The sequence below is a fragment of the Enterobacter cloacae complex sp. GF14B genome (assembly GCF_004136805.1).
GTDB lineage: Bacteria > Pseudomonadota > Gammaproteobacteria > Enterobacterales > Enterobacteriaceae > Enterobacter > Enterobacter hormaechei_C.
The window spans coordinates 1-5,631 of the sequence record NZ_QFRV01000138.1 but is presented as its reverse complement, the minus strand read 5'-3'; the positions used below and the strand labels follow the sequence as shown (position 1 = coordinate 5,631).

Genomic DNA, 5,631 nt, shown 5'->3' with positions numbered 1-5,631 from the left:
GCTGATGGGCCCCATGGCCTGGCTGCCCATGCCCTGTTTGATCATCGGGAAGAGGATCTGCTCCTCTTTCATCATGTGGCTGGAAAGTTCTTCGTGCAGCATGGTCAGGTATTTCGCCAGGCCGCGCAGAATTACCACTTCATCCCCCGAACGCGTAGCCCGCGCCAGCACCACCGCGCGGTGAATCGCATGTTCCAGTTCACGCACGTTACCTGGCCAGCCGTAGCTCAGCAGGTGCGTCCTCGCACCGGGGCTTAGCACCACGCGGGAAAGCCCCATTTTGAGCCGACACTGTTCGCAGAAAAAGCCCGCCAGCAGCACCACATCCTCGCCCCGCTCGCGCAGCGGCGGCACCGTGAGCGGGAACACGCTCAGACGGTGGAACAGATCGGCGCGGAAATTCCCCGCCAGCACCTCTTCGCGCAGATCGCGGTTCGTCGCCGCCAGCACGCGCACATCCACGCGTAAGCTGCGATCGTCTCCCACGCGTTGAATATCGCCATACTGCAACACCCGCAGCAGTTTGGCCTGGAGCGAAAGGGAGAGTTCGCCAATTTCATCGAGGAACAGCGTGCCGTTATCGGCCATTTCGAACTTGCCGCTGCGGTTGCTGATCGCCCCGGTAAAGGCCCCTTTGACGTGTCCGAACAGCTCACTTTCCGCCACGCTTTCCGGCAGCGCCGCGCAGTTGAGATAGACCAGCGGATTCACCGCACGGGGCGAGGCTTCGTGGATCGCTTTCGCCACCAGCTCTTTACCGGTGCCGGTCTCCCCGAAGATCAGCACGTTCAAATCAGACGCGGCGACAATCTCAATCTCTTTTTTGAGCTGCGCCATGCCTGGCGAAAGGCCGATCATTTCGGTGTGCGCCACCTGCTCAAACGCCGTCGGGCTACCCGGAAGAATATTCTGGCTCTCCAGCTGTTCTATCAGCAGGGCGTTGTTCAGCGCCCCGGCCGCCAGCGCAGCAATCAGCCGTAGCTCTTCGTCGCTGAAGGTATCGAACTGATCCGGCGACATGCCGTCGAGGGTTAACGCACCAATCAGGTTCTGCCCGGCAAACAGCGGCAGGCCGATACAGGCGTGCACCTTCAGGCTCTCCTGCCCGGGGATCAGGCCGTCGTAAGGGTCGGGCAGATCGCTGTCCGCCGGGAAACGCACCACGTCACCCGCACGGGCGATGGTTTCCAGACGCGGGTGGCCCTCCAGGGTAAAGCGCCGCCCGAGTACGTCCTTCGCCAGACCGTCGATAGCCAGCGGAATAAACTGCCGCCCTTCGTAACGCAGCAGCGCCGAGGCATCGCAATCCAGCACGTGACGCAACGTGGAGATCAGCCGCTGAAAGCGGTCCTGATGACCAATACCGGTTTGCAGTTCTATGGCGATCTTCGCCAGCACATCTACGGAAAAGCTCATCTCTGCCTCACTGTCATTTTGACAATACATAGTGTCATATTGACAATTTTTAAGATAGTCAAAATGACTACCTATTTGGGAGCATCAAAATATAAATACATTATTTTCAATAAGTTAAAAAGTTGGCACGCAACTTGATATATGACAGTCATCTTATTTGAAAACGCCGTATTAAGTTGAGGTTGCTATGTCTATTCTGGTTAAAAATAACATTCATTGGGTGGGTCAACGTGACTGGGAAGTACGTGATTTTCACGGGACGGAATACAAAACGCTGCGCGGTAGCAGCTACAACAGCTATCTCATTCGTGAAGGTAAAAACGTCCTGATCGATACCGTCGATCACAAATTCAGCCGCGAGTTCGTGCAGAACCTGCGCAGCGAAATCGATCTGAATGAGATCGACTACATTATCATCAACCACGCGGAAGAGGATCATGCCGGGGCGCTGACCGAGCTGATGTCCCACATTCCGGATACCCCGATCTACTGCACCACTAACGCCATTGACTCCATCAACGGCCACCACCACCATCCGGAGTGGAACTTCCACACTGTGAAAACCGGCGACACGCTGGATATCGGCAACGGCAAACAGCTGATCTTCGTGGAAACCCCAATGCTGCACTGGCCGGACAGCATGATGACCTACATGACCGGTGACGCGGTGCTGTTCAGTAACGACGCCTTCGGCCAGCACTACTGCGACGAACGTCTGTTCAACGACGAAGTGGATCAGACCGAGCTGTTCGAACAATGCCAACGCTACTACGCCAACATCCTGACCCCGTTCAGCCGTCTGGTCACGCCAAAAATCACCGAGATCCTCGGCTTCAACCTGCCGGTGGATATGATTGCCACCTCCCACGGCGTGGTATGGCGTGAAAATCCAACCCAGATTGTCGAACTGTACCTGAAGTGGGCGGCGGATTATCAGGAAGACCGCATTACGATCTTCTACGACACCATGTCCAACAACACCCGCATGATGGCGGACGCCATTGCCCAGGGCATCAACGAAGTTGACCCGAACGTGGCGGTGAAAATCTTCAACGTCGCGCGCAGCGATAAGAATGAGGTATTGACCAACGTCTTCCGCTCCAAAGGCGTGCTGGTGGGTACCTCCACCATGAATAACGTGATGATGCCGAAAATTGCCGGACTGGTGGAAGACATGACCGGCCTGCGCTTCCGTAACAAACGCGCCAGCGCCTTTGGTTCACACGGCTGGAGCGGCGGCGCGGTAGACCGTCTCTCCACCCGTTTACAGGATGCCGGTTTTGAGATGTCCCTGAGCCTGAAGGCGAAATGGCGTCCGGATCTCGACGCGCTGGAAATCTGTCGCCAGCACGGTCGCGACATTGCCCGCCAGTGGGCGCTTGCGCCACTGCCGGAAACCGCACCCGCCGCGGCTGTTGCGCCGGAAGCCGTAGCAGAAGCCGCTCCTGCCGCTGCCGACCTCGGCCCTTGCATGCAGTGCAGCGTCTGCCAGTGGATTTACGATCCTGAGCTGGGCGAGCCGTTGCAGGATGTCGCGCCTGGTACGCCATGGAGCGAGGTGCCGGACAACTTCCTCTGCCCGGAATGTTCCCTCGGGAAAGACGTCTTTGATGAACTGGCAACGGAGGCAAAATGAGCCACGGCATCGTCATTATCGGCTCGGGCTTTGCCGCCCGCCAGCTGGTGAAAAATATCCGCAAACAGGATGCTAACGTGCCGTTGACGGTAATCGCCGCCGACAGCATGGATGAGTACAACAAGCCTGATTTAAGCCACGTCATTAGCCAGAATCAGCGCGCCGACGATCTCACCCGCCAGACGGCGGGGGAGTTTGCAGAACAGTTTAACCTGCGTCTGTTTCCGTACACCTGGGTGACCGATATCGACGCCGACGCCCACGTGGTGAACGCGAAAGATAAAACCTGGCACTACGACAAGCTGGTGCTGGCGACGGGGGCATCGGCGTTTGTGCCGCCGGTTGAGGGCCGCGAACTAATGGTCACGCTCAACAGCCAGCTGGAGTATCAGGCCAGCGAGACCCTGTTACGCGACGCCACGCGGGTGATGATTGTCGGCGGCGGGCTGATTGGCACCGAGCTGGCGATGGACTTCTGCCGGGCGGGAAAATCCGTCACCCTGGTTGACCACGCGGCCAGCATTCTGTCAGCGCTGATGCCGGCAGAAGTAAGCAGTCGCTTACAGCATCGTCTGACCGACATGGGCGTGCATCTGCTGCTGAAATCGCAGTTGCAGAGCCTGAGCAAAACCGAAACCGGCATTTGTGCGACGCTCGACCGCAACCGCAGCGTGGAAGTGGATGTGGTTATTGCGGCGACGGGGTTGCGCCCGGAAACCGCGCTGGCGCACCGCGCGGGCGCAGAGATCAATCGCGGCGTGAAGGTGGACAGCTACCTGCAAACCACCCAGCCGGATATTTATGCCCTGGGCGACTGCGCGGAAATTAACGGCCAGGTGCTGCCGTTCCTGCAACCGATTCAGTTAAGCGCCATGTTCCTGGCGAAAAACCTGCTCGGCGGCAACGCCCCGGTGAAATTACCCGCCATGCTGGTGAAGGTAAAAACGCCGGAACTACCGCTGCATCTCGCAGGTGAAACGCAGCGTCAGGATCTGGACTGGCAGATTGCCCTTTCGCCTCAGGGCATGGTGGCGCGCGGCACCGATACTGCCGGTCAGATGCGCGCCTTTGTGGTCAGCGAAGACAGAATGAAGGAGGCCTTCGCGCTGCTGAAATCGTTACCTGCTTAACCCTCGTCATGCCGGGCGGCGCTCCGCTTACCCGGCCTACAGTACTGCCACGCTTACTTAACCTTTGGATTTTATTGTCCACCGCCCCGATGTCCCGGGGCTTTTTTTATGGCTACCCTTTCAGCGTCAGGAGCGCACCACCAGCGCGTCATAACCGCGCCAGCGGTAGTTCGCCATCGAGATCAGCCAGCAGGCGACAAACAGCCCGACCACCACAAATCCGGCATCGCCCAGGTTATCGTTCACCGCGCCAATTAGATCCCACACGCCGCCGCTGAGGGAGAACTTGTCCATCAGCAGACCCAGCGCTTCCAGGCCGCCGATAAACAGCGCCACTACCACCGAAGTGCCGGTGATGGTCATGTTGTAGTACAGCTTGCGCTGCGGCTTGTTAAACGCCCAGCCGTAGGCACCCACCATCAGCAGGTTATCGAGCGTATCCACCAGCGCCATGCCGCTGGCGAAGAGCGCCGGGAAGATCATGATCGACCACACCGACATCCCGCTGGAGGCGCTGGCGGCGGAGATCCCCAGCACGCCGATTTCGGTGGCCGTGTCAAAGCCGAGGCCAAACAGGAAACCGACCAGGTACATCTGCCAGCTTTTATTGACGAGGCGGAAGGTTTTGCCGAACAGCCAGTTCATGACGCCACCCTGTGCAGGCAGCGTGATGTCGCCCTGCGCCGGCCTGCCGTGTTTCAGTGCCTGAAAACTGCGCCAGACGCCGCGCAGGATCACCATATTCACCAGCGCCATCGCCAGCAGGAAGGTGGCGGAGACGGCGGTGCCAATCAGGCTGCCGGTTTCGTGGAACCATGCCATGTTTTTCTGAAACGCCGTGGCGGTAGCGGCGATAGCAATGGAGGCCAGCACCACGATGGTGGAGTGTCCGAGGGAAAACCATGCGCCCACGCCGGACGGGCGCTTGCCCTGCTGCATCATCTTACGCGTCACGGTATCAATCGCGGCGATATGGTCGGCATCCACCGCATGACGCAGTCCGTAACACCAGGCCAGCAGGCTGGCCGCCATCAGCGCCGTACTGTCGCTAAAGGTGTGCCACGCCAGCCCCCAGGCCAGCAGGTTAGCCATCCCGAGAGCCAGCAGCAGGCACGCTGCACGAGGTTCATTGCGTAACAGTCGTAACATTTTAAGTCCTTTGTAAACATGATCGGGCGGCAGCAACCACCGCCTGCCCGAAGGAGATCGCTCCGTCACCTGCGGGCAGGCACGAAGGAAAAAGAAGCGTGAAATCAGAAAGGTAATGACGAAGGCGCGCGCGCAGCAGGCGGTTGTGAAGGACGCCGCCGCTGAAGCACACCGTAGAGAGCGACCGTCGGCGGGCATGCGTTGCCGCCAGTTCGCTCAGCCCTTTTGCCAGCGCATCGTGAAAGGCCCAGGCGCGCTCGCCGGGCTCCGCCCGCCAGGCCAGCCACTGCTGCCAGAACA

At 59.1% G+C, this 5,631-nt stretch carries 4 protein-coding genes and 1 pseudogene; 2 read left to right on the top strand and 3 right to left on the bottom strand.

All coding sequences use genetic code 11. From position 1 onward, the window contains the following. The coding region (gene norR, locus DD606_RS23550; RefSeq protein ID WP_255573120.1) for a nitric oxide reductase transcriptional regulator NorR at positions 1–1,416 on the bottom strand (1,416 nt) is incomplete at its 3' end. Between the two features lie 187 nt (positions 1,417–1,603). Between norR and norV the strand changes: the two genes are divergently transcribed. After that, positions 1,604–3,052: an anaerobic nitric oxide reductase flavorubredoxin gene (gene norV, locus DD606_RS23545; RefSeq protein ID WP_129259259.1), complete on the top strand. Its 1,449-nt coding sequence runs from the start codon at positions 1,604–1,606 to the stop codon at positions 3,050–3,052. After that, positions 3,049–4,182: an NADH:flavorubredoxin reductase NorW gene (norW, locus tag DD606_RS23540; protein WP_023323659.1), complete on the top strand. Its 1,134-nt coding sequence runs from the start codon at positions 3,049–3,051 to the stop codon at positions 4,180–4,182. Before norV ends, norW begins: the two co-directional genes overlap by 4 nt. Positions 4,183–4,308: 126 nt before the next feature. Here the strand turns inward: norW and DD606_RS23535 are convergent, their stop codons facing one another. Then, positions 4,309–5,331 carry a HoxN/HupN/NixA family nickel/cobalt transporter gene (locus DD606_RS23535; protein ID WP_023314717.1) on the bottom strand — a complete coding sequence of 341 codons (1,023 nt, stop codon included), beginning with the start codon at positions 5,329–5,331 and terminating at the stop codon, positions 4,309–4,311. Between the two features lies 1 nt (position 5,332). Next, positions 5,333–5,631, bottom strand: a pseudogene (locus DD606_RS23530) (carbamoyltransferase HypF); the annotation flags it as partial.

Excerpts from the sequence above, each read along its gene's own strand:
- norW (WP_023323659.1), top strand. The coding sequence starts at position 3,049 with ATGAGCCACGGCATCGTCATTATCGGCTCGGGCTTTGCCGCCCGCCAG.
- norV (WP_129259259.1), top strand. The coding sequence starts at position 1,604 with ATGTCTATTCTGGTTAAAAATAACATTCATTGGGTGGGTCAACGTGAC.
- DD606_RS23535 (WP_023314717.1), bottom strand. The coding sequence starts at position 5,331 with ATGTTACGACTGTTACGCAATGAACCTCGTGCAGCGTGCCTGCTGCTG.